Origin of the sequence: Dysgonomonas sp. 521, from assembly GCF_010501055.1 — a bacterium.
In the GTDB taxonomy this organism is placed as follows: Bacteria; Bacteroidota; Bacteroidia; order Bacteroidales; family Dysgonomonadaceae; genus Dysgonomonas.
Genome location: NZ_QVMO01000071.1, coordinates 1 through 21,631 on the forward strand (window position 1 = coordinate 1; position 21,631 = coordinate 21,631).

General features: G+C 39.6%; 27 protein-coding genes. 14 read left to right on the plus strand and 13 right to left on the minus strand.

Features of this window, described 5'->3' with window-relative positions:
• A partial coding sequence (locus D0T84_RS22610) for a hypothetical protein (RefSeq protein ID WP_221413144.1) occupies positions 1-182 on the plus strand: 182 nt, incomplete at its 5' end.
• A 145-nt stretch (positions 183-327) separates the two neighbouring features.
• Here D0T84_RS22610 and D0T84_RS16890 read toward each other — a convergent pair.
• Positions 328-1,311: a site-specific integrase gene (locus D0T84_RS16890; protein ID WP_163309037.1), complete on the minus strand. Its 984-nt coding sequence runs from the start codon at positions 1,309-1,311 to the stop codon at positions 328-330.
• A 646-nt stretch (positions 1,312-1,957) separates the two neighbouring features.
• On the opposite strand from D0T84_RS16890, the gene D0T84_RS16895 reads away from it, so the two are divergent.
• The 3 genes from D0T84_RS16895 (at position 1,958) to D0T84_RS16905 (ending at position 4,926) form a co-directional block, all read left to right on the plus strand.
• On the plus strand, positions 1,958-3,058 hold the full coding sequence (locus D0T84_RS16895; protein ID WP_163309038.1) for a Fic family protein: 1,101 nt from the start codon (positions 1,958-1,960) through the stop codon (positions 3,056-3,058).
• A 121-nt stretch (positions 3,059-3,179) separates the two neighbouring features.
• The gene (locus tag D0T84_RS16900; protein WP_163309039.1) at positions 3,180-4,088 is read left to right on the plus strand and encodes an NmrA/HSCARG family protein; all 909 of its coding nucleotides are present in this window, start codon (positions 3,180-3,182) and stop codon (positions 4,086-4,088) included.
• Positions 4,089-4,404: 316 nt separating this feature from the next.
• Positions 4,405-4,926: an AraC family transcriptional regulator gene (locus D0T84_RS16905; protein ID WP_163309040.1), complete on the plus strand. Its 522-nt coding sequence runs from the start codon at positions 4,405-4,407 to the stop codon at positions 4,924-4,926.
• A gap of 39 nt (positions 4,927-4,965) precedes the next feature.
• On the opposite strand, the gene D0T84_RS16910 is transcribed toward D0T84_RS16905, so the two are convergent.
• A complete protein-coding gene (locus D0T84_RS16910) occupies positions 4,966-5,793 on the minus strand; it encodes an AraC family transcriptional regulator (protein ID WP_163309041.1) in 828 nt (275 codons plus the stop codon).
• Between the two features lie 106 nt (positions 5,794-5,899).
• Here D0T84_RS16910 and D0T84_RS16915 point away from each other — a divergent pair, with 106 nt between their 5' ends.
• From D0T84_RS16915 to D0T84_RS16945, 7 genes are all read left to right on the plus strand, one after another.
• Positions 5,900-6,550 carry a flavin reductase family protein gene (locus D0T84_RS16915; protein WP_255495440.1) on the plus strand — a complete coding sequence of 217 codons (651 nt, stop codon included), beginning with the start codon at positions 5,900-5,902 and terminating at the stop codon, positions 6,548-6,550.
• Entirely contained in the window at positions 6,535-7,125 is a 591-nt protein-coding gene (locus D0T84_RS16920) for a PepSY-associated TM helix domain-containing protein (RefSeq protein ID WP_163309043.1), read from the plus strand. Before D0T84_RS16915 ends, D0T84_RS16920 begins: the two co-directional genes overlap by 16 nt.
• Before the next feature lie 349 nt (positions 7,126-7,474).
• Positions 7,475-8,578, plus strand: coding sequence for a radical SAM protein (locus D0T84_RS16925; RefSeq protein WP_221413145.1), 1,104 nt, complete (start codon positions 7,475-7,477; stop codon positions 8,576-8,578).
• Positions 8,579-8,815: 237 nt separating this feature from the next.
• Positions 8,816-9,211 (plus strand): Dabb family protein, encoded by a 396-nt coding sequence (locus tag D0T84_RS16930; RefSeq protein WP_163309044.1) that lies wholly within the window; start codon positions 8,816-8,818, stop codon positions 9,209-9,211.
• A gap of 98 nt (positions 9,212-9,309) precedes the next feature.
• Positions 9,310-10,119, plus strand: a complete 810-nt coding sequence (locus D0T84_RS16935) for an SDR family NAD(P)-dependent oxidoreductase (RefSeq protein WP_163309045.1) — start codon at positions 9,310-9,312, stop codon at positions 10,117-10,119.
• Positions 10,120-10,123: 4 nt separating this feature from the next.
• Complete coding sequence (locus D0T84_RS16940) at positions 10,124-10,639, plus strand: hypothetical protein (protein ID WP_163309046.1); 516 nt, start codon at positions 10,124-10,126, stop codon at positions 10,637-10,639.
• Between the two features lie 42 nt (positions 10,640-10,681).
• Positions 10,682-11,479, plus strand: a complete 798-nt coding sequence (locus tag D0T84_RS16945) for an AraC family transcriptional regulator (protein ID WP_163309047.1) — start codon at positions 10,682-10,684, stop codon at positions 11,477-11,479.
• A 97-nt stretch (positions 11,480-11,576) separates the two neighbouring features.
• On the opposite strand, the gene D0T84_RS16950 is transcribed toward D0T84_RS16945, so the two are convergent.
• From D0T84_RS16950 to D0T84_RS16970, 5 genes are all read right to left on the minus strand, one after another.
• On the minus strand, positions 11,577-11,864 hold the full coding sequence (locus D0T84_RS16950) for a hypothetical protein (protein ID WP_163309048.1): 288 nt from the start codon (positions 11,862-11,864) through the stop codon (positions 11,577-11,579).
• Positions 11,865-11,969: 105 nt separating this feature from the next.
• Positions 11,970-12,515 carry an AraC family transcriptional regulator gene (locus D0T84_RS16955; protein ID WP_163309049.1) on the minus strand — a complete coding sequence of 182 codons (546 nt, stop codon included), beginning with the start codon at positions 12,513-12,515 and terminating at the stop codon, positions 11,970-11,972.
• A gap of 12 nt (positions 12,516-12,527) precedes the next feature.
• Complete coding sequence (locus D0T84_RS16960) at positions 12,528-12,935, minus strand: nuclear transport factor 2 family protein (protein ID WP_163309050.1); 408 nt, start codon at positions 12,933-12,935, stop codon at positions 12,528-12,530.
• Positions 12,936-12,955: 20 nt separating this feature from the next.
• Entirely contained in the window at positions 12,956-14,074 is a 1,119-nt protein-coding gene (locus D0T84_RS16965) for a metallophosphoesterase (RefSeq protein WP_163309051.1), read from the minus strand.
• An 11-nt stretch (positions 14,075-14,085) separates the two neighbouring features.
• The gene (locus D0T84_RS16970; RefSeq protein ID WP_163309052.1) at positions 14,086-14,988 is read right to left on the minus strand and encodes an AraC family transcriptional regulator; all 903 of its coding nucleotides are present in this window, start codon (positions 14,986-14,988) and stop codon (positions 14,086-14,088) included.
• On the opposite strand from D0T84_RS16970, the gene D0T84_RS16975 reads away from it, so the two are divergent.
• The 3 genes from D0T84_RS16975 (at position 14,911) to D0T84_RS16985 (ending at position 16,951) form a co-directional block, all read left to right on the plus strand.
• Positions 14,911-15,483 (plus strand): PcfJ domain-containing protein, encoded by a 573-nt coding sequence (locus D0T84_RS16975; protein ID WP_163309053.1) that lies wholly within the window; start codon positions 14,911-14,913, stop codon positions 15,481-15,483. The two genes, D0T84_RS16970 and D0T84_RS16975, sit on opposite strands and share 78 nt — an antisense overlap.
• Before the next feature lie 29 nt (positions 15,484-15,512).
• Positions 15,513-15,830, plus strand: a complete 318-nt coding sequence (locus D0T84_RS16980) for a hypothetical protein (RefSeq protein WP_255495441.1) — start codon at positions 15,513-15,515, stop codon at positions 15,828-15,830.
• Positions 15,831-16,216: 386 nt separating this feature from the next.
• Complete coding sequence (locus D0T84_RS16985; protein WP_163309054.1) at positions 16,217-16,951, plus strand: NYN domain-containing protein; 735 nt, start codon at positions 16,217-16,219, stop codon at positions 16,949-16,951.
• Between the two features lie 4 nt (positions 16,952-16,955).
• Here D0T84_RS16985 and D0T84_RS16990 read toward each other — a convergent pair whose 3' ends face one another.
• The 6 genes from D0T84_RS16990 to D0T84_RS17015 all read right to left on the minus strand — a co-directional run bounded on the left by D0T84_RS16990 (position 16,956) and on the right by D0T84_RS17015 (position 21,554).
• Positions 16,956-17,531, minus strand: coding sequence for a DNA-3-methyladenine glycosylase I (locus tag D0T84_RS16990; protein WP_163309055.1), 576 nt, complete (start codon positions 17,529-17,531; stop codon positions 16,956-16,958).
• A gap of 181 nt (positions 17,532-17,712) precedes the next feature.
• On the minus strand, positions 17,713-18,144 hold the full coding sequence (locus tag D0T84_RS16995; RefSeq protein ID WP_163309056.1) for a DUF3872 domain-containing protein: 432 nt from the start codon (positions 18,142-18,144) through the stop codon (positions 17,713-17,715).
• Between the two features lie 40 nt (positions 18,145-18,184).
• A complete protein-coding gene (locus D0T84_RS17000; protein WP_163309057.1) occupies positions 18,185-18,766 on the minus strand; it encodes a conjugal transfer protein TraO in 582 nt (193 codons plus the stop codon).
• Between the two features lie 48 nt (positions 18,767-18,814).
• Complete coding sequence (traN, locus tag D0T84_RS17005) at positions 18,815-19,798, minus strand: conjugative transposon protein TraN (RefSeq protein WP_163309058.1); 984 nt, start codon at positions 19,796-19,798, stop codon at positions 18,815-18,817.
• A gap of 96 nt (positions 19,799-19,894) precedes the next feature.
• Positions 19,895-21,196, minus strand: coding sequence for a conjugative transposon protein TraM (gene traM / locus D0T84_RS17010; protein WP_163309059.1), 1,302 nt, complete (start codon positions 21,194-21,196; stop codon positions 19,895-19,897).
• Positions 21,150-21,554, minus strand: coding sequence for a TraL conjugative transposon family protein (locus tag D0T84_RS17015; RefSeq protein ID WP_163309060.1), 405 nt, complete (start codon positions 21,552-21,554; stop codon positions 21,150-21,152). The genes traM and D0T84_RS17015 overlap by 47 nt, the downstream gene beginning before the upstream one ends.
• Positions 21,555-21,631 lie beyond the last annotated feature (77 nt).

The following is a 21,631-nucleotide window of genomic DNA, read 5'->3' on the forward strand; positions in this document are numbered from 1 at the left end:
TTTGGGTGGATATCTGCCGGAATGGCAGATTTTTAGAACCGATTTCTAATGGATTTAGAACCGGATTACTGGGTGGGGATGCTCCGGATTATGCAAGTTCATTAATTATCCGCTTATTTTTTTTAGAGTTTGGGTTCATTCCTAACTTTTCAAAAAATGTTTTCATTAGCAATTCGTTGTGATACATTGTTTTAATATCAGCCATAGAAAATGGTTTGTTCCAATTTTTTTTATCAGCCCAATGTTCACATTTAGCCAGGTTAACAGCCGTTAGTGCAGCATTAAAATGCATATAAAGCTTGTTTTGACTTCTGGCTTGCGATGAGTTTAATGCGCAATGCTGTTTGTGGGCAAAACTTTCCCGTTCTTCTGCTTACCTCTATATCGTTCTATTATAGATAAAGGAATATCCATAAGAGGGACTGTAATATCTGTACCGGTCTTTATTCGCTTTTTCATAATCCACAGACGATCATCGAAATTTGTCTTTATATCTTCATATGTCAGTTCGTGAATATCAGAATAAGCCAATCCCGTGAACGCTGCAAAAACAAACACATCACGAACATGCCTTAATCGTTCTATAGAGAATTCCTTATCAATAATTGCTTTCAATTCTTCTTCTTTTAGAAAACCTCTATCAGTTTTCTCAAAGTGAATTTTGTAGTTTGCATAAGGATCAACTAATATCCAACCATTGTTTTTGGCTATATTGATTATCTTCTTCAAGAGTCTCATATTGCGGCCAACGGTATTTGTTTGACACTTACCTTCGACTCTTAGATATGTTTCGAAATCGGTTAGGAAGCTATGACGAATTTCCTTCAACTTAATATCAGACTTGTTATATTTCAAGGAAAGAAAATCCTGAATCTTTTTATAGACACATTTATATTTCTGTAAAATGGCCGGGGAATACTTTGTCCCAACCAGTTTTTCCATCTCATCATTGTGTTGCTTATAAACCTGTAATAGATAAATGGGAACACCATTTGTTGAAGTTGAATTTCCTAAAATAGAATTCTTTAATTCTTCAGCATCTACAATCCCGTTTCGATCAAAAATTTCATCATGCTTTTCATGGAGCAGCATGACATACTTGTCAATAATCCGATTAATATCAGTGGCTTGTTTTGATTTGCCGGAGGCTCTACTCGTGCTTGCATCCCAAATGTTGGGTGTTACATTTGTTTTAATGTTGAAACTTACCCTTTTCTTATTAATCGTTAATCCACAAAAAATAGGGAGGGTGCCATCACTCTTCATTTTGTCTCTACGGACATAAAAAATAACACTAAATGTACTCTTCATAATTACTCATTTTTAAAATTGGACAAAATTATCCACAGCTTGCCGCTTGTGAGTAAATTATGTGATGCCTATAAAGGACGGGGCGATGCCAAATTGTGTTCACCGTGAACTGATATGTATTTCAGTTTCTCGACCTCAAACACTATCTGTTGAATAACAACTTATTAGCAAAAAAAATAAAGGGTGAACACTTTTGTTCGTAGGGTGAACACTTTGGGGGATTACTTTTGTCTTTTAGTGTCCAAATCGTGTCCTATCTTGTCTTAGTACACAAAAAGAAAAACCCTACAATACGTTGATACTGTAGGGTTTAACCTATTTTTGTCGCCTCTTGTCGTAGGCTTTTGGCGGTATGGACGGATGTCGAACTAAAACGACAATCCACTGTTAACCAATATTTTACGATAGCATAAAAATCAAGTCCAATGCCTAATCCAACGTGCAAACTTTGCTGATTTTCAGTGCTTTAAAATAATTTCAAAGAGTTTGAATATCACTCTGATATCTGATGCAAAGGTATACAAAATATTGATAATGCCAACTCTTTTATTGGTTTTCTTTGCAAAATATGCGAAGATAATTTGTGATGCGGAGAAAAAGGTATATATTTGTCGCAATAATTGCGTAGAATAAAACTGTAAACTTTATGTATATATATCAGACTAAGGATTGGCCGAATTTCACATGGGACAATGGCAAACTGCTTATATTGTTAGCTAATGTAAGACATTTGCAGGGTCGTTTATTGGGACAAATGGAAAGTTTAGGGTTTAAATTAAAAGAAGAAGCCGTGCTTTCCACGTTGACTTTGGATGTTCTGAAATCAACTGAAATAGAAGGAGAAATCCTGAACAAAGACCAAGTGCGTTCGTCTATTGCCCGTAAATTAGGCTTGGAGGTATCCGGCCTGGTCGATTCGCCCAGAAATGTGGATGGTGTTGTAGAAATGATGCTTGATGCCACGCAAAATTACGCTAAACCGATAACCTCTGAAAGGCTATTGGGTTGGCATGCCGCACTTTTCCCGACCGGTTTTAGTGGTATGTATAAAATAGAGGTCGGCAAGTATCGGAGTAGTGATATGCAAGTCGTTTCCGGAGCAATGGGCAAAGAGAAAGTTCATTTTGAAGCTCCTAAACCGGATCAGGTGGAAACCGAAATGAATTTATTCTTGAAATGGTTTAATGATACATCATCAGATATAGATCCTGTACTGAAAGCCGCAATCGCTCATTTCTGGTTTGTTACTATTCACCCATTCGATGATGGAAATGGGCGTATCGCACGTACTATAACAGATCTTCAACTCGCTCGAAGCGATGGAAGTTCACAGCGTTTCTACAGCATGTCAAACCAAATACTTGTTGAGCGAAAAAAATACTATGAGGTTTTGGAAAAGTCTCAACATGGAACAAGTAATATAACCGAGTGGTTACTCTGGTTTCTATCTTGTCTTGAAAATGCATTGCTTAATAGTACTGATGTGTTAGATTCTGTTTTGAAAAAAGCTCGGTTTTGGGAAAAACATAGCCAAACCTCACTGAATGATCGTCAGCGATTGATGCTTAACAAACTATTGGATGGATTTGATGGAAAACTGACTTCTTCCAAATGGGCTAAAATAGCTAAGTGTTCTCAGGATACAGCGATACGGGATATACAAGACCTCATAAACAAGGATATTTTGCAGAAAGAGGAGCAGGGAGGAAGAAGTACGAATTATGAATTGGTTATACTTAAGGTATGAATGGTTGATTTGAGCTTTTGAGTAAACAAAAAAGAGCCGTAAACAAAACCTGTTTCTCTTTGTTCATATTTAATTTTGCATTTCGTTAAACAACGAAATTAATCATTTTAAAATCAGTAATATGGCATTAAAAACATCTCCACTTATACTTGTAATAGGTGGTACAGGGACACAAGGCGGAAATGTAGCACGGGAACTTTTGAAAAACGGACACCGTGTGCGTATTCTTACAAGAAACCCGGAATCAATTGCCGCAAAGCAAATGGTGGAAGCAGGAGCGGAAGTAGTAAAAGGCGATATGAGTGATTTACAGTCGCTCGAACCGGCCATGCAGGACGTAACAGCTATTTTCTCGGCTCAATATGCCGATCCCAACGACCCTTCGATAGAATTGCGCAATGCGAGCAACATGGTTCAAATGGCACAGAAAACAGGTATTCAACAAATCGTACATACATCGGTCGTCGGGAGCAATGTTTTCCCACGGTGGGATAAATACAAAGCTTTAGTGGAGACGTTTGACCACAAATACGAAGTTGAAGAATACATACGGAACGGCGGCTTTAAATACTGGACGATTTTGCATCCTTGCTGGTTTATGGAAAATTTCATGCAACCGAATGCGTCAGTCATGGCGCCGGAACTTCACAAAGGAGTTTTGTTTGGCAGATGGGAACCGGAAACTCTTATAAAATTGACCTGTGGAGAAGATACGGCACGGTTTGCTCGGGCGGTATTTGAGGATCCGGAAAAGTTTAACAAGAAAGACATCGACGTTTCGGGCGATGAATTGACCATCGTTCAAATTGCTGACGTTTTGAGTAAAGCCAAGAAGAAACAGGTAACGTATGAAAAAGTCAGCTACAAAGAGGCTGTCAGGCGAGGAATGTTCGAGGGAACGGTTGCCGCCCATGAATGGATGAACGCTGTGCCGGGCTTCGATATCAACGAAACGAAACAATATGGAATCCGTTTGAAAACTTTTAGCGAATGGGTTGATGAGAATAAAGACCGCATTGTTATCGATTAAATTTTAGAATACGACTATGATTACATCCCGCGACGAATCAATTTCGTTTAACTATTTAGGTGATCGTGCTTTTTACTATTTTAGTAAGCCTCAATTTTGCAAGTATATATCGAAAGAACACTTACTTGCTTATGTGTATTCCGGTGAAGTTTCATTCCATGATGGTAAAAACGAACTGACAATCCAGGCCGAAAATTGTGCATTTATTAAAAAGAACCATCGGGTCAGTTTCGCGAGCTAAGATAATGAGGAGGGGAAGATCAAAGTTGCATTTTTAATTCTTAATAGAAAATTCATTCTCGAATTTTATCAGAAAATGGACAAGTCCCGTTTACCTGCCCCTGAAACGGTTTTTACCGGCAATTTTCTACCCATACGAACTTTCCCTAATGTTGAAAGTTTATTTCAGTCAATGATACCGTATATAAATTCATCGGTCCACCCCACGGAGGAAGTCATGGGATTGAAACTAGCTGAAGGAATATACACGGTGCTAAATGCGGATGCCCGCACTTCAGCGACCCTGTTTGACTTTATAGAACCGTGGAAAATTGACATTTTGGATTTCCTGAATGACAATTATATGTATGATTTCTCTTTAACGGAGATAGCTTTATTTACTGGCCGAAGTCTTGCAACCTTCAAAAGGGATTTCAAAAAGATATCTAATCTTTCCCCTCAAAAATGGATAACTAAACGAAGACTTGAAATTGCCCATCAACAGATGACGGAGGAAGGAAAAACAGTTTCCGATGTTTATCTGGAAGTTGGATTCAAAAGCTTATCACATTTTTCTACTGCTTATAAAAAACGATTTGGTGTAGCTCCAACAAAATAAAAATGAAGAAGTTATATAGAAGAAATAATCTTTCTTATTTCATTTAAACTCCGACGGATTTATCCCCTCGTGTTTTTTAAAGAACTTAGACAAATGGCTGACGTCCGTAAATCCGAACTCATCAGCTATCTGTTTAAGTTTTATTTCTTTTGTCCGCAACCTCTGTTTAATCAGTTGCAACAATAGCTTTTCCAAATACTCACGGTAAGTCGTCCCGAAATTACGTTTGAAATAGGTGCTGAAATAAGCCGGGGATATATTGAAATGTTCCGCAATAGACTTTATACCGATTAGTTCCCGGTTATAAATATTCTCCTGAATATAGGCAGCAATGTGGGCATTGGTAGGCGTTTGTTTCTTTACCTCAATGCTTCTGGCTTCCAAATATTCCTTTATCATGCCGAAAATGGAAAGTATCTGGTAGTGAATAATGGAAGAGCGGGCAACGTCTATCGTTGAATTATAAAGGATAATATTTTCAAATGTATTCTTCAGAATAGTTTGGCAAGGCTCTTTGACCGATATTTTATCCTGCTTCAACCATTGTATCTGCATAATAGCCGTAGGAGTGATTTCGTGGGAAGCATTTCGGACAGAAGGGCTGTGAAATTCAAAATAACCTGGAGTAAACTTAATATAAGTAAAGCGGGTTGTGATATGCACGGTAAAATAGTGGCGGGCGCCGGGAGCAAGCAGGAATAAGTCGCCTTTTTCGTATGGCACTGTTATTTCGTTGAAGAAATGAACTCCACTACCGTAATGAATGTAAATAACCTCAAAATGATCCTGTGCATGTAATTCGCAGGAATATTCTTCCTCAATTACATCTACGATTTTCAACGGTTCAAACTGACTACATCTTCTCATAACGCAAATATACAAAATAATATAATATTTATACAAGTAATATTATCCCCTCATGTCGTATCTTTGCAAGCAGTTAAAGCTTTAATTTATGTGTAACACAATGAGAATGAAAATCTTTTTTCCAATAATAGCCATAGCGGTATTTATGACATCTTGTATGAACAACAGTAATAAAGAGAATAAAAAAGAAACTGGTAAGCAAACTGAAAATGTTGCAGCCTCTAAAGATTGGCAATCGCAGTATGACCGTATAGAAGCGTCCGATTTGCCCGATAATGTGTTTGACTTGATTGGCAAACAGTGGATGCTGGTAACAGCAGGTAATAACGATTCGTATAACACGATGACAGCCAGTTGGGGTGGTTTTACTTATGTTTGGGAAAGACCTGCTACTATCGCTTACATACGCGACAGCCGCTATACCTACGGATTTCTGCAACGCGAAGAAAGTTTCACCCTTAGCTTCTTTACAGAACAATACCGGGGAGCACTCAGAATATGCGGGACTAAATCAGGTCGTGATACGGATAAGGTAAAAGAAGCCGGCTTGACACCCATAGAAACTCTTTCGGGATTAATGAGCTTTGAGGAAGCCCGGATGATAATAGAATGTAAGAAGATATTAGTTCAGGAACTCGACTACGCCAACCTGACAGAGCCGTATAAGGCGACAATTATGAAAGAATCATATAACAACGAACCGGCAAAACACCAGTTGTTTATCTCCGAAATAACCAATATATGGCTGAAAAAATAAAGCCGGAACGGGATTCAAGCGCTAAGTTTCGGAAGTATTGCAGAAGTATTCACTCCCACCTGTCGTTTTTCTTTGTGGGAGTGATTCTTGTTTATGCCGTATCGGGCATCACGATGAACCACTTAAAAGATTTCAATCCGCAGTATATGATTTCGGTAGAGAATTATACGGCAAAGGGAAACTATCCGCATACACACAATTTCACCAAAACACAAATCAAAGAGATGCTTGAAAAAGTAGGCGAAGGGGATAACTATACCAAACATTTCTACCCGAACAGCTCGACAATGAAAGTCTTCCTGAAAAGCGGTTCTTCCTTTACGCTGAATACCCAAACAGGAGAGGCTGATTATGAAGGTCTGAAAAAGCGTCCGGTATTTCATCAGCTCTCTTTCCTACATTATAATCCAGGCAAATGGTGGACTTATTTCTCAGACGTTTTTGCAATCTGCCTGATTCTCATATGTCTGACCGGTCTATTTATGAATAAAGGGGAAAGAGGATTAATTGGTATAGGCGGGATAGAAATGCTTATTGGGGTCGCTATCCCCATACTATTCCTGTTATTTCTATAAATTGTATCTTAATTGCTGCTATAATTGTAATATTATGATCCTTGACTATACTCGCTAATATGCTTGTGATCTCACAAATTATACTTATTTTTGCAGCATTACAAATTTAGAAATATCATTCACATGTAATTAATATCTAAGTTAATAGAGGCATTGCCGGCAATACTTTTGCGTGAGGCCATTGACAACAACTTCATTCTGTACGAAATCCAATCGTGTACAATTAAAACTTAGATATTATGTAGTCCTCTTCATTTTTAAGACCGTATTTTGTTCAATGGGTTTAGCTTATTGAACTCTACTTGTTTATTTCTAAAAATCAGTAATATCCTCAAAAATAAATCATAATATGAATCATAGAAATTCCAATATTAGAAATCAGGAAAGCTCGGGAATGCTTCCTAATTTGCCTCCGGGCTCTATTCTTCTGAAAATTCGTGATTATCTGGAAGAATCCAATATTCCAACATTCCGTTTTCAGCAACTTGTAAACTCCTTACAGCATGGGCACGAGAGATTTGAAGAGATTAAAGAATTACCAAAACCATTGCGGGAGCAACTGTCGGAATACTTCGGGCAAACTCCGCTTCCCCTGAAAATCGTAAAAGAACAATCCGCAGAACAAGTCAGAAAGATACTATTTGAAACCCGATCGGGCGCTCAAATAGAGACTGTTATGTCGCAATATCGGGCAGGGTGGACATCTATGTGCGTATCCTCTCAATCGGGATGCGGATTAGGTTGCTCCTTTTGCGCTACGGGAACTATCGGCTTGGTTAAAAATCTGACAGAAGATGAAATATGCGGGCAGATTTTTCACCCGTATTGGCAAACACTACCCGATAGTATTGCATTTATGGGTATGGGTGAAGCCCTTATGAATCCTCATTTCTTCAATTCATTGCAAATTCTCACCGCTGCCGGATATGGCGGAATATCTTCCCGCCGGATAACGGTTTCCACTGTTGGCGTTGCTCCCAAATTGGAGCAACTGGTAAAAGAATACCCACAGGTCAATATTACCCTGTCGGTACATTCTCCTTTTCCCGAACAACGGGCGGAAATTATTCCGTTGGAAAAGCGATATCCATTGACCGAAAATTTATCTATCCTTGACCGATATACAAATAGCGTTCGGCGAAAAGTTTATCTGGCATATCTGTTAATCATAGGTGTTAATGACAGCAACGAACACCTGAATGCACTTGTGAAGATGATAAAGTCTTGTTCAAGACCCGAACTATTTCATGTGAGCGTAATCCCGTACAATGATTCTTTCAAAATGAATTCCTCTTATCAGGCTCCCGCAATGGAACATGTTTTGAAGTTTGTTTCTCAACTGAAACAGCATGGCATTCACGCAACTCGCAGACAGCAGTTCGGTGCTTCAATAGATGCAGCATGCGGACAACTTTATGCCAGCAACAAAAACTCACGGCAGGTTAAATTCTGATGCAGTTTTAGATTGTTCTTTTCTTAGGAGGGAAGCTCTGTAGGTTATCTTGTTATTTCCGACAACTCCCATATCAAAACTTTCTGCATGTAATTTGAATAATGTATACTAAGTGGCCTTGACTCCCTCGCCAAACTTTTTTGACCTTTTCGGAAAACTCTTGACCCCTAATTTACACGATCTTTGCATTGTAGCTGATTGCTATGATATCAGCATTAACAATAAATGCATAAAAATATGGAAACAAGAGAAAAAAAAGAGGCGGAAAACATCGCCCTATTAAATGAAGCGGAAACCTCGGATCTGTTGTCTGGTAATAGTCTCCTTTCTCCGGTAATCCAGCACGTCAATTGCTGGTGGATGAAAGACCCGAACAATAAGGAAGACATCCGCAGACTGTCTGAGGCGGTGGAAAATATGAGAGAAATACCGGGAATTATCGATATACAATTCGGCCCGAGAGTGCAAGCTGCATGGGCGGGCGGAACCGAACCGACATTTGATTATGCTTTCGTGGTAACTTTTGACTCCGAGGAGTCCGTCGTAAACTATCATCCCCATCCTTTGCACATGAAAACCATAGAAATTACCAATGAGGTAAGTGAGAAGTTTTATTACTTCTATTTCAATTAGAATATGCCGAAGTAACCGAATCAGATTAAAAAAAATAAATTATAACCGCCACGGCTGTATTAACACGAATATACAGCCCGGCATTAAAAACAATAAATATGGAAACTAACAGTAAAAAAGTATGGTTTATAACCGGCTCATCAAGAGGACTTGGCTTTGAGTTTGCAAAAGCAGCATTGGAACGTGGCGATCTAGTTGCTGCTACATCTATTGAACCCGAAAAGATAGAAATTCTTACAGAACAATACGGCGACCGGGTGTTGTCTGCCTATCTCGATGTGACAGACCGCGAGCAGACATTTGACGCTATGCGGAAAGCAAAGGAACATTTCGGACGTATTGATGTGATGATAAGCAATGCCGGGTACGGACACTTCGGAGCTGTCGAAGAGTTCAGCAATGAAGAGTTCCGTCATCAACTTGAAATCAATCTCTTCGGTTCTGTGAACGTGATTCAGGCCGTATTACCCATTATGAGGGAACAAGGCTCGGGACATATTATACAATTATCTTCTATCGGTGGCACTATCGCTCAACCATTAGTAGGTGCATATAATGCTTCCAAATGGGCTATGGAAGGGCTTTGCGATGCACTCTCGCAGGAAGTTGAACAATTCGGCATAAAAGTAACACTTGTTGAACCGGGGCCATTCAAAACCGATTTCAATAATGCATCGCTGGTGGTTAAACAGCCAATAGAAGCCTATGCGCCAATGACAGCAGGATTTTTCCAGGTCATCGACCCCGATACCTTTGAAGACGCGAAGATTGTAGCCGGGAAAGTCCTTAGAATCGTCGATGCGGAAAAAGTTCCTTTACGTGTACTTGTCGGAACCGGTATGGTTGAGGTGGTCGCAAAGGTTTATGAACAGAAAATTGCCACATGGGAGGAATGGAAAAAAGACTGATGCCATGAAAGAATACATGGTTAAATACTACCTAAGCGAGCAGAATTGGGCGATATTGGTAGGAATTATAGGGATCGTACTTTTAATAATGGGTATAACCCTGTGGCGTACTTCAGAGACCAATTCCCTCAACCGGGGAATTGGCTACGCCTTGCTTGCCGGGGGAATAATTTTCGCAGCCGCGGGTACAGGCGTGGCGATTTATAACAGGACGAAGGCGGTTGAAATAGAAAAAATAGTCCATATTGACGATACCGAAGCCAAAGCATCGGAAACTGTCCGGATGGAGAATGTCATGTCTTCTTCTTATAAAGGCGCGATTATCATGTTTACATCCTGCATTATTCTCGGATTAATAGCTATCCTTCTTTTAGGACATAATCCGCTCATCAGAGGGATTGGATTGGGACTTCTTCTTTTCGGAACGATTGGACACTTCATGGAAAGCAACTCTATGAAACGTAATAACGCTTATTTGAACGAAGTAAAAGAGTATATAATTCAATCCGAAATCAACTGATTTAATTAACTTTGTTATCCTAAGTAAAACAATATCAGAAATATGCAGGACAGGAAGCCATATAATATCCTTTATTCATGTACAGCTGAACCGAAACGAGGTCATGAACCGTTTGTAGAAGATCATGCTTTAAGTTATATTGTTTCGGGAGAGATGCATTATCATACAAGTAACGGTATGATCGTTTTTCCTAAAGGTAGTTTGGGCTTTGTCCGCAGGAATCAATTGGTGCGACCCGTTAAACTTCCGGATGCCGATAAACCGTTTATGTCTATCAATATTCTGTTCATGCAGGATACCTTACAATTATACAGTAGGAAGAATGATGTAAAAGCAACAGGAGTTTATACGGGCGATTCAATTATTCACCTGCCTGGCGATCCTTTTTTGAAGGGATATTTCGATTCGCTTTCCCCTTATTTTGAAGAGCCCGCCCAGATGACGGAAGCCCTGGCAACGATCAAAACTGCCGAAGCCATTGAATTGCTTTTACGCAATCCGTTAATGAAGAACGCATTGTTTGATTTTAATGAACCTTTTAAAATAGACCTGGAAGCTTTTATGAGCAGAAATTTTGTGTACAATGTACCGCTTGTTCAATTTGCCCGGCTCACCGGAAGAAGCCTGTCTACATTCAGAAGGGATTTTATAAAGGTATTCAGTATTCCCCCGGAGAAATGGTTGCACAAACGCAGACTGGAGCAAGCCCATTTCCTTATCACAGAAAGAAAGCAACGCCCGTCGGATGTGTATTTAGAAGTTGGTTTTGAAAATCTATCTCATTTTTCTACGTCGTTTAAAGAGTTTTTTGGATATAGTCCGTCCAGCATCAATTCGTAATTTATCTCTAATAATGATTTCAAGATGCACCCAGCTTGGGTGAAATACTAAAAAAGCGATTACAAAATTGCAACCGCTTTTTTCCGAATCTTGATATTTACGCTACTGAATAAATCTTTATTTCAGGAGCTTTGTCGAACAGCGGCGAAAGTTCCTTAACCACATCGTTATTGAATAGGTCGGTTTTCAGATAAGCGCTTGCTTCATCTGCACTTGTAAAACCGTGAAGAACCTGAACATCCTCTTCCCGGATAAGAAGTTCCTTTGAGGTTGCCCCTTTGATTTCATCCAGGAAAGGTTTTTTGTACTTGTTGTAAACCCCTGCTGCTGCGGGTCTGTTTGCATTACTCACAAACATTGTGATCTCTAAATAAGCCTTTGTCATTTTACTGAAAAATTAATTGTTAAACATCTACTATGCAAAGGTCAATATTAGAAACAGGAATGACAGTGGATAAAAGGGAATTAAAATGGTAGATTTGGGAAAGCCCTATTTTATAAGGGCAGTTCTAAACTCTCTGGGGGAGCGCTTTGTCAGCCGTTTGAAAAATTTGACAAAATAGGAAGGATCGTCAAAACCGAGTTCAAAGCCTATCTCGCTAACGGTTTTGTCGGAGTAGGCCAGCAATCGTTTAGCCTCCAGTATAAGACGGTCATTGATGATCCCTAAAGGGGTTTGGCGGGAAATCTCCTTTACACAATTAGTCAATGTCTTAGCGGATACGTTCAGCTTTCCGGCATAATCCGCTAGGGTATGAATGTCCCGGTAGTTAGCTTCCAGCAGTTGCCGGAAGTTTACAAAAAGGGTATGGGAGGCATTGTTCAGAGTAAGCCCGTTACAGTCTTTTCTTATGCCGAATCGCTGAACCACTACAAGAAAAAGATTAAGCAATACTTTCAGATACTCGCTGTGGGCAAACTGGTTAGGCGTCCACATTTCGCCCTGCATCTGGGTTACTATATTCAGCAATTCTTTACTGTCCTGTGGTTTGATGCGGAAAAGAGGCTCTTTCTCGAAAGAGTGGAATATGTTCAAAGAGTTTTTTTGTTATGGTCCGTCGAGCATCTCACCGAAGAACAACTCATTAACATGAATCGTATCCAGAAACTCCTGTGATTCGACGATAAGACCATTTTCAATCTTCATCAAAGTGACAATTTCATTATCGTATATCTGTCCGTCCACCCGTACGGCATGATTGTTTACATGTACGGCAACGTCATTCCCATCGGCTATTATGGAGCGGACTGTGATAGTTAATCCTTTGGGAAAGCGCTCCCGTATTATATTGAATGTCATATTCCTGCTTTCCGGTGTCTGCCACCCGCCGAGCGGCCATGAATTCTCTCCGCAAATCCAGTAGGTGGAGTCTGGTGACTCGTATTTGAACAAATCTTCAAAACGCCCTGCCGTTACAGCCTCAAAATAGGCTCGTACAATTTCTTTTGCTTCCATTTTTATCTATTTTTTAATTGTTACTGTTTGTCAGGAGTTAACCTGATTAATGTTATTTCGCTGCGTGTTCCTAAACGCACAGGAACGAAAATCGTTCCACTACCTTCCGATACATAAATATTCATGGTTTCGTACTTGTAAAGCCCCTTGTTATAACCAAACATCAGTTTAGCTATGAAGGTAAAAGGAAATATCTGACCCGCGTGGGTATGGCCTGCCAAGAGTAAATCAGCATCTTTTTCCTGCATATATTTCACGCCATCCGGACGGTGGTGTAGTACGATTGTCGGATAATCCTTTTTTATTTCCAGCCCGTTCAACACATCTTCAATTGTTTCAGAATCTTCTGCCGTATGCATATCAAAAGTATTACGGTCGGCAAGCATATTATTAAGTCCGATAATCTGCAAGTCCTTGAAATACGCCACCTCATTTAAGAGAACGGTTGCATTTGCGCCTTTCAATTGTTGAATCACTTCCTCTACACCTACATGCTGGTCATGATTGCCATAGACAAAATAGTGTGGCATATTCAATGTGCGGAAGGCTGCTAAAACATCTTCGTTTGCACCAAAGTGCGCTTTGCCGTCGAACATATCGCCTGTATTAAAAACCACATCGGGATTAAGCTCCTTTATCTTGCTGACTATTTTATCAGCCTCCCTTTTCCCACGGAAATTTCCTAAATGAACATCCGTAATATGAACCGCCCGTATTTCCTGTGTCAACCCTTTTATAGGGATGGCTATTTCTTTTACTTTTATGGTATAGGCGTTCCATATTCCGTAAATAGTTAGCAATGCTGCCAGACTTAACGAGAGAATTCCCCGGGTATGAGGGTTGAAATGAAAAATCAAATTCACAATATCCACCAGTGCAACGGATAACAGGGAGAATATAAATATAGAAATCCCTATTCCTCCGAAAATAAACACAGCTTTCCCTATGGGGTTCGCCACGGTAGCAAAAGCAGTCATACAAAGAAAAGCTATAACAAAGAGGGCGACAAATCCCCATACCCATGCCTTTTTAGGTATGGATGGAAAAAACAATGCACATCTGTTTGACATGTAAATGATTGCCCCGGCTACCAAAGCAAGTATAACTACTAAGAATACGATCATACCAATATATTTCATTCTGATATCTATTAATTCATGTTACGAAATTCAACAGGCGTTTGTCCGGTTTTGCTTTTAAACAAACGGCTGAAATATTGCGGATATTCAAATCCAAGCGAAAAAGCAATTTCATTGACGGTAAGATTGGTTGTGAGCAGGAGGCTCTTTGCCCTTTCAATCAGATAAGTATGAATATGCTGCTGTGTATTCATACCTGTAAGATTACGAAGCAAGTCGCCCAGATAATGGGTTGACATGCCTAATTCATCAGCGATATCCTTTGCCGTAATGATTTTTTCTTTATCGCTGTCGAAATAGGTATGGAGTATGGATTGAAAACGTGTCAGTATATCTGACTCCACACTATTTCTTGTTCTGAACTGGCGGGTATAAAAGCGTTCGGCATAATTCAACAATACATCCAGTTGCGACACGATTATATCCTGAGTATGGTCGTCGATGCTTCGCTTATATTCATTGTCAATGCTTTCAATTAAAGATTCGACCTGCAACCTCTCTGCATCAGAAATATGGAGAGCTTCACTGGTTTCATACGAAAAGAATTTCAGTTTACTGATCTTCGTTCCCAAAGCATATTTCCGGATAAAATCGGGATGGAACATCAGCATCCAGCCCCAAAAGTTGGTTTGGGGAGCCTGTTCATTCCATAGGTGTATTTGTCCCGGAGCAAAAAAACTCATCAGCCCTTTCGCAAAATCATATTCGCGCCAACCGTATTTTGCGGTGCAGTTAGTTCCGTCTTTGATAACGATAAAATACAGATTGAGCTGCACGGGTTTACCAATGGGTACACAACCTTTTATATCTGCCAGACGGCAAATGCTGATTAAAGGATGAAGGGCAAGTGGACAACCCAGCAATTCTGTACATTCCTCAACTGTATTTATTCTGATTATATTATCATCTTTCATACCCTATGGTTTGACTACATCGATTATTTACGCATGTTCGGTAAAGACCTGTATAACGCTAAATATGTATGCCCTGCCAATCTAAATAAAGAACATGACAGATATATGCACAAGAAAGCAAAAGCCGATGCGCAGAAAGAAATCGAAAAGCTACGGGAAAAGGAAGAATCATTCAGAGAAGCCAAAGCCAAATTCTTCGGACTTGTATTTTCTGACGGACTTATTCAAGTACAGGTACTTGAAAGCATTGAAGAAATCATATTGGAAGGTAGACTGATGCACCATTGTGTAGGAGGTTATTATTCAAAAGAAGATTCTTTGATTCTTACCGCTTGTATTGACGGAAAGAAGATGGAAACTATTGAAGTGTCACTATCAAAGCTACAAGTCATACAGAGCCGTGGGGTTTGTAACAAGAACACCGAGTACCACAATCAAATCGTACAGCTTGTAGAGAAAAATATACCTCTTATCGAACAGAGATTAGCAGCATAAAGCAGTATTAATAATTAATCTATATTAATATGGCACAAGTAATAATGGACGATTGGATGCAGTATGCCAAAGATTTGGCAAAAGCGGAATGGGAACTAAAGATTGAACATTGGGTATATATTACCTTCGAAATACGACACCAAGACGGACACAGAGAAATTCTGCATAAGATAGACTTGCCTCGTGAGATGGCAGACCGCTGGCGGTGGGTTATTGAATGGAGAAGGGCAAAACTTGTATGCAAATATCCCAGAAAACAGATTATGATATATCACTGTGCATACAGTTGGTATGTTTTTGAACATCTTCCAAAAGAAGATGAAAACAACAATGGTAATTCGGACTGAGGAAAAATCAGTCCGTTTCTTTTTTCGGTGAGCCTGAGCGGATAAAAAAGAAACAAAAAACCAAGTTCGTATTTTTCAATTTGGGACTGTCCGAAATTTTGTGTAAAGGTCAACTACAAAGCTGAAGCTTTAATTTTTATACTTACTGCATTTTATTTAGCTGGATAAAACGAATTACATCCTTTATTAGCTTAAATGGTAAAACTATCCAACCAATGGCAAGAGCCATTACAAATTTTATAATAAAATACCCACTCTATCGAGTGATTATAGCAATTCATTCTTTGTGTATTCGGTGTTTGTTACTGGTTTCTACAAAAAAAATCATTTTATGTTAATATGTCATTATCATATCTTTATTACCTTTAGAGCAAAATAAGGAATAGATGAAAAAAGATAAATCCCTGAAAGATAATTCAGCACAGAAAGTAGCTGTCCTTATTGATGGGGACAATGCTTCTTCTACTAAACTGGGAGAGGTTACAGAAATCGCATCCTGTTACGGACAGGTTATTATAAAACGTATTTACGGGGATTGGAGTAAGACCGGACTTTCAAGTTGGAAAGAACCGGCGAGAGAATATTCATACCGTTTAATAGAGGCTCTACCATATGTAAAAGGCAAAAACACTACAGATATAGCCCTTGTTATTGATGCAATGGACTTATTGAACTCGAAAAATATAGATGTATTCTGTATTGTTTCCAGTGACAGTGATTATACTCCACTAGCTCAACGTATTCGAGAGGAAGGTGTTACTGTTATTGGCTATGGAGAAAGCAAAACCCCAATCGCTTTTATCAATTCATGTAAGAAATTCATATTCTCCGATCAGGAACCGGAAAAAAATCCAAAATCGGAGAAAGGCGACACTCCTGCTGTACTGCTTCAGAAGGAAGCCGAGCTATTCGATAAAGCTTACGAATCGGCTGCCGATGGGAAGGAAGAGGTAACCCTCTCTCAAATAGGGATGGCGATGAAAAGAATCAAACCCAAGTTTAAAACCAGACGCTATGGCTGCAAAACATTGGGTGCGATTTATGAGAAACTGGACAAATATGAGGTTATCCAAACCGGACAGAAAGGAATTTATAATGTTGTGAGAAAGAAAGTAAACTAACCGATTACTGCATTTTCTTACAAAAACAATCTACCAGATGGTCATTTACAAACCCCGAAGCCTGCAAGTGAGCATAACAGATGGTAGAGCCGAAGAATTTAAAACCTCGTTTTTTCATATCCTTACTCATCGCATCGGATTCGGGAGATGAAACAGGTATTTCACTCAGAGATTTGAAGTTATTTACTATCGGCTTTCTACCGGGGAAGAACGATAGCGTATAGTTATAAAAACTACCAAATTCTTTTTGAATGTCGATAAACAGCTTTGCATTGGAGATTGTGGATGTAATTTTCAGTCGGTTTTTGACTATTCCTTCAAACAGCATCAATCGCTCGATATCTTCACTTGTCATCGTAGCAACTTTTTCAACATCAAAATCATGAAAAGCTTTACGGTAGCCTTCCCGCTTTCTCAATATAGTAATCCAGCTCAATCCGGCTTGTGCGCTTTCCAGCACCAAAAATTCAAACAGGATTTTATCATCAGTTACAAGCCTTCCCCATTCTTCATCATGATATTTTACATATAACTTATCATTTCCACACCAGCCACAGCGTCCATTTACAAAATCTTCCATATGTTATAGTATTCGTTTCCACAAATATAAAAGTAAAAGCCGGACAATTCAAAACCGCCCGACTCTCTATACATTATTTACTCTAATTCTTCACCAAAAAAATCTACATCACTCGGAGCAGTCAAATACGAATAAATCATGCTCACCCAGCTAATAATATACGAAACCACCATCATTGTCATCATACTTCTACCTCCTCGTCATTTTCATTATTAAAAGAGAAACTCAAAGTAGCAGTATTTCCAAAATTATCAAAGAAATAAATATCAATAACCTGCTGTTCGTCCGATTTGGAGGTATAGTAAAATCGAAACGTTTCCTTAGTCAAATCATAGTAGTCATTGGGCAGGAATGGCTCGCTGTCATCCATTCTCAAATCACCTTTTCCATCGGGTTGGAAATACCGAAAACGGTAAGCAGCTTCGTCGAAGTAGCCACTCCGTTCTAACTGACAGCGAATCTTGATAGTTTCCCCGACCTTTAGTTTTTTCGGGACAGGCAGGTGAGTAACTTGGAATTCATAGCCTTGGCGAATATCAATATCGTCGCTACAGGCACATGCTATTGCAGCTAGCAATAGCGTAAAGATGATGTATGATGCACATTTTCTCATAAATCTTGTTTTTAATGTTGTTAATAAAAGGTCTATGACCTTAGTTTATAATTACTTTTATTCCGATACCTATTCCAGTATGGAATTTATTAATCTCCGAACCGAATAAGGCCCGTTCCCGAGCATTGATTAGTATAGCGAACCTGTCCGATAGATATGTCTCAATCTCAAACGATATAGCACCACCATACAGAAAATTCTCTTCGGTGGTAATAGTTGCCCCGTCAAATAAAAGTTCCTTTCCCCAATTCACTGTTTCATAACCTGTCATTGCAGAAGCTCCTATTGAGAAGAAAAATGTTTTACTCGGATCAGCTAAGAATTTGAGATAATAACCACCTTCCGCTGTTATCTGAGATACAGGTATCAATATATCTTTATACTCGTGCGACTTTTGCATATACTCCGCCCCGAATACCCATCGGTTGCCATTCTTGGTATAAGTCGATAGAGCCAAACCACCGAAGAACGTCTGTCCGTCTTTCTTCTCTAATGTAAAACCATCGACAAATCCACCTGTAACCTGTATGCCCTTTTGCCCTGGCAGGTAACGCTGGGCGTGAGCCTGCCCAATCAGGGCAAGGCTCAGAATAAGTAATAAGGCTATTTTATATTTATACATATCGAAATTATATTTAATGTTTAACAAAAAGGTCTGTGACCTTTACCTTTACTTTACTTTTAGTTCGTTAATCTCTTCCGCTCTCAACAAGTCTTCATTCTCAATGACAAAGGATTGATTACGTCCTCCATTTTTCTCAAAGAGTTCTATCACCAGCTTCTTGTCATTAGGGATGGTTATCTTATCAATCGTGAATACAGTCCGTTCCGTTTGATTACCTCCGACAGTAGAAATAAAGTTGTAAGCTCTGAGCGGATAGATAACCGTTTCCTGTATAGCCGTTTGTTTGGCTACTTTCTTATCTACAATCTTCATGCGTACAAAATCAACATCGAAAGGCACATTGGATGAGTTCTTTATGGAAGTATGCAGATACAAGAGGTTATTATGGGAATAAATCCCTTTAAGTAGATATTGGATACCAAACCGCTTCGACCCGATATGCTTTACTAATCGTTTGTCATTCTTGTAGATGGAACGGTTTATCAGATAAACGATGCGGGGCGATTCGCTGCCCAATTCCTTCAGGTAAATATCTATCGAGTTATTCGGGCGATTGGTAGCGATGCCATCATGCATAAAATCTTTCATCTCGATATTGAGCTTTTCAGGTTCGTTGGCATATTTAACATTGAAAGTGTAGTAGCTACCTTCTTCGGTAATCACCGCCATATTGGTTTCCGTTTCAAAGTTGCGGAGAGCAGCTTTTACTCGCAGAATATTTTCGGAAGTTTCGGCTTTGCCTGCAATAATACGGTTTGAACCTAAGTCCACATACTGAATGGGAGCAGGAAAAATAATATGCACCGTTTTGTCAAAAGTTACTTCCAGACCATAAGGAGGAATCATTCGGTCGAAAGTTATTTTCTTGGACAATCCTTCGTAATAATCTCCATAAGTGGGTTTTAGAACTTGTTGCAGGTCTTCCTGCATCTCTTTGGGCGTTTCCATTACCACAGGAACCGCTTCTTCTTGGGCATTGACAGCCAGACTTGTTATCATCAATGCAAATGCTATTATATATTTCTTCATTTTATTTGATTTTAAATTCTTTATTCTTTAGTTTTTTCATTCTTTGAATTGGCACATCGGCACATTTTGGCTCCGCCGATTTTCAATTCAAATTGGCTAATTAGCCTTTGGCATGAGCATTACTTTATAACCCGCTTTGAGCGTAACTTTTACCTCCTTTATCTTTTTCTGCATATACGCTGATAAGCCTTGTATTGCTCCTTTGGTCAGGTCGGAAGTCAACTGTGCTCCTGTACTTTCGGTCATGGTAAAACTTGTTCCGACACTATTTCCCATATTCGCCATGATTTCTTTAGCGGCGTTCATCTCTAATGAGCCGGGGATGTAAATTCCCCGTTGCCCGTCTGAATCGTAGGTTGACATTTCCACAGGAATTATCGTTCCCTGATACTCAATCGAAGATATCTGTATATTTAATCGTTCCCCTTGAATCTTGGCTACTCCCGTAACAATCGTATTCTCTGGTATGAGTATCGTTCCTGCCATCAATGGCTCTGTTAGCCGCAAACGGGTGGTTTGCCCGTTTATAACAGTCTGGTCATCGTGAATAACTGCTGAAATGGTATTCTTTTCCGATACTCCAACCGAGCCACCCATTGTGTTGAAACTGGTATTTCTGGGTTGGTCATACATCATAAAATAGTCTTCATCTGATAATCTCTGGGATAGGGATGAAACGGTCTGATTCTGTATCTGTCTGATGGGAGCAACTTTTGTTTTGCCATTGTTGCTGTTGCTTTTTACATTCCCATTGGAAATTCGTTTACTCAGGCTCTCTTGTGATGAATTATTATCCTGTTGTCCCTGTGGCAGATATTTAGCTGCCATCTGGTAAGATCTTTCCATCAGTTCCAGTTGTTCGTCCATCTGGCTTTTGGTATTATCTTTCTCCTGCATTTTGGCTTCCAGTTCTTCCAGCTTTTTTTTCATCTCCTCCTTTTCGGGATCATCTTTGGGTTTTTCGTAGAAACTACCCAATGTTTTATTGATGTCCTGATAAGCTGCCACCGAATTACTTATTGGGGCTTTCTCATTCTGTTGTAGAATTGGTGACTGTTCCAGCTCATCGACAAGGGGAAGCGTAATCTGCTGCTTATCCTTAGTTTCACCCTCCAGAATATCCATATATCCCTGAAGGGACTGCATCCGGTCTTTCTCTTTGCTCTGCATCTGTTCTTGTTCGTAGGCATCTTTCTTGTCACCGATAAGCCCACCACCGTTGGGATCGGGTATGTCGGCATTAAGACCAATACCCTCCTGTTCTTTGGGTTTATCCGCATCCGAAGGAGCAAATATCAGCCACATACAGCCTGCAAAAACAATCGCCATCAATGCGAATACTGCATATTTCTTAAGCTTCTGCTTTTGCTCCGTACTTATTTTTAATCGTTCGCTCATATAACTTTAATCGTTGTTCGTTAATACTTATACTGGAACCCTGTTTCATTTTCTGCTGATGCAGGTCTAACAGGCCTTTCTCAATCTCAGAATCTACAGAATCCATAAAATCATAGTTCCGATCCTGCTTTCGCTCTAATTCCGGTTGCCTGATATGCTCCGGTTCCGGCTGCTTTTTCTTTTCACTGTCTTTTCCCCAGTTGTATATGGTGGAAAATGTAAAATAGAGGTTGCCGATGGTCAGTATCAATAGCATCACCACTATTGCCGTTATCCGTTTATCGGGAGTCAACTCCCCGCACAGGCCTTTAAGCCTGTCCTCAAGCCAATAGCCCAGTTTTCTTATTCGCTCTTTCATTATTCTTAATATTTAGCCCCCCTTAGTCCCCCCGAAGGGGGAAACAGGGCCTCCCCCTCGGGGAGGTTGGAGGGGCT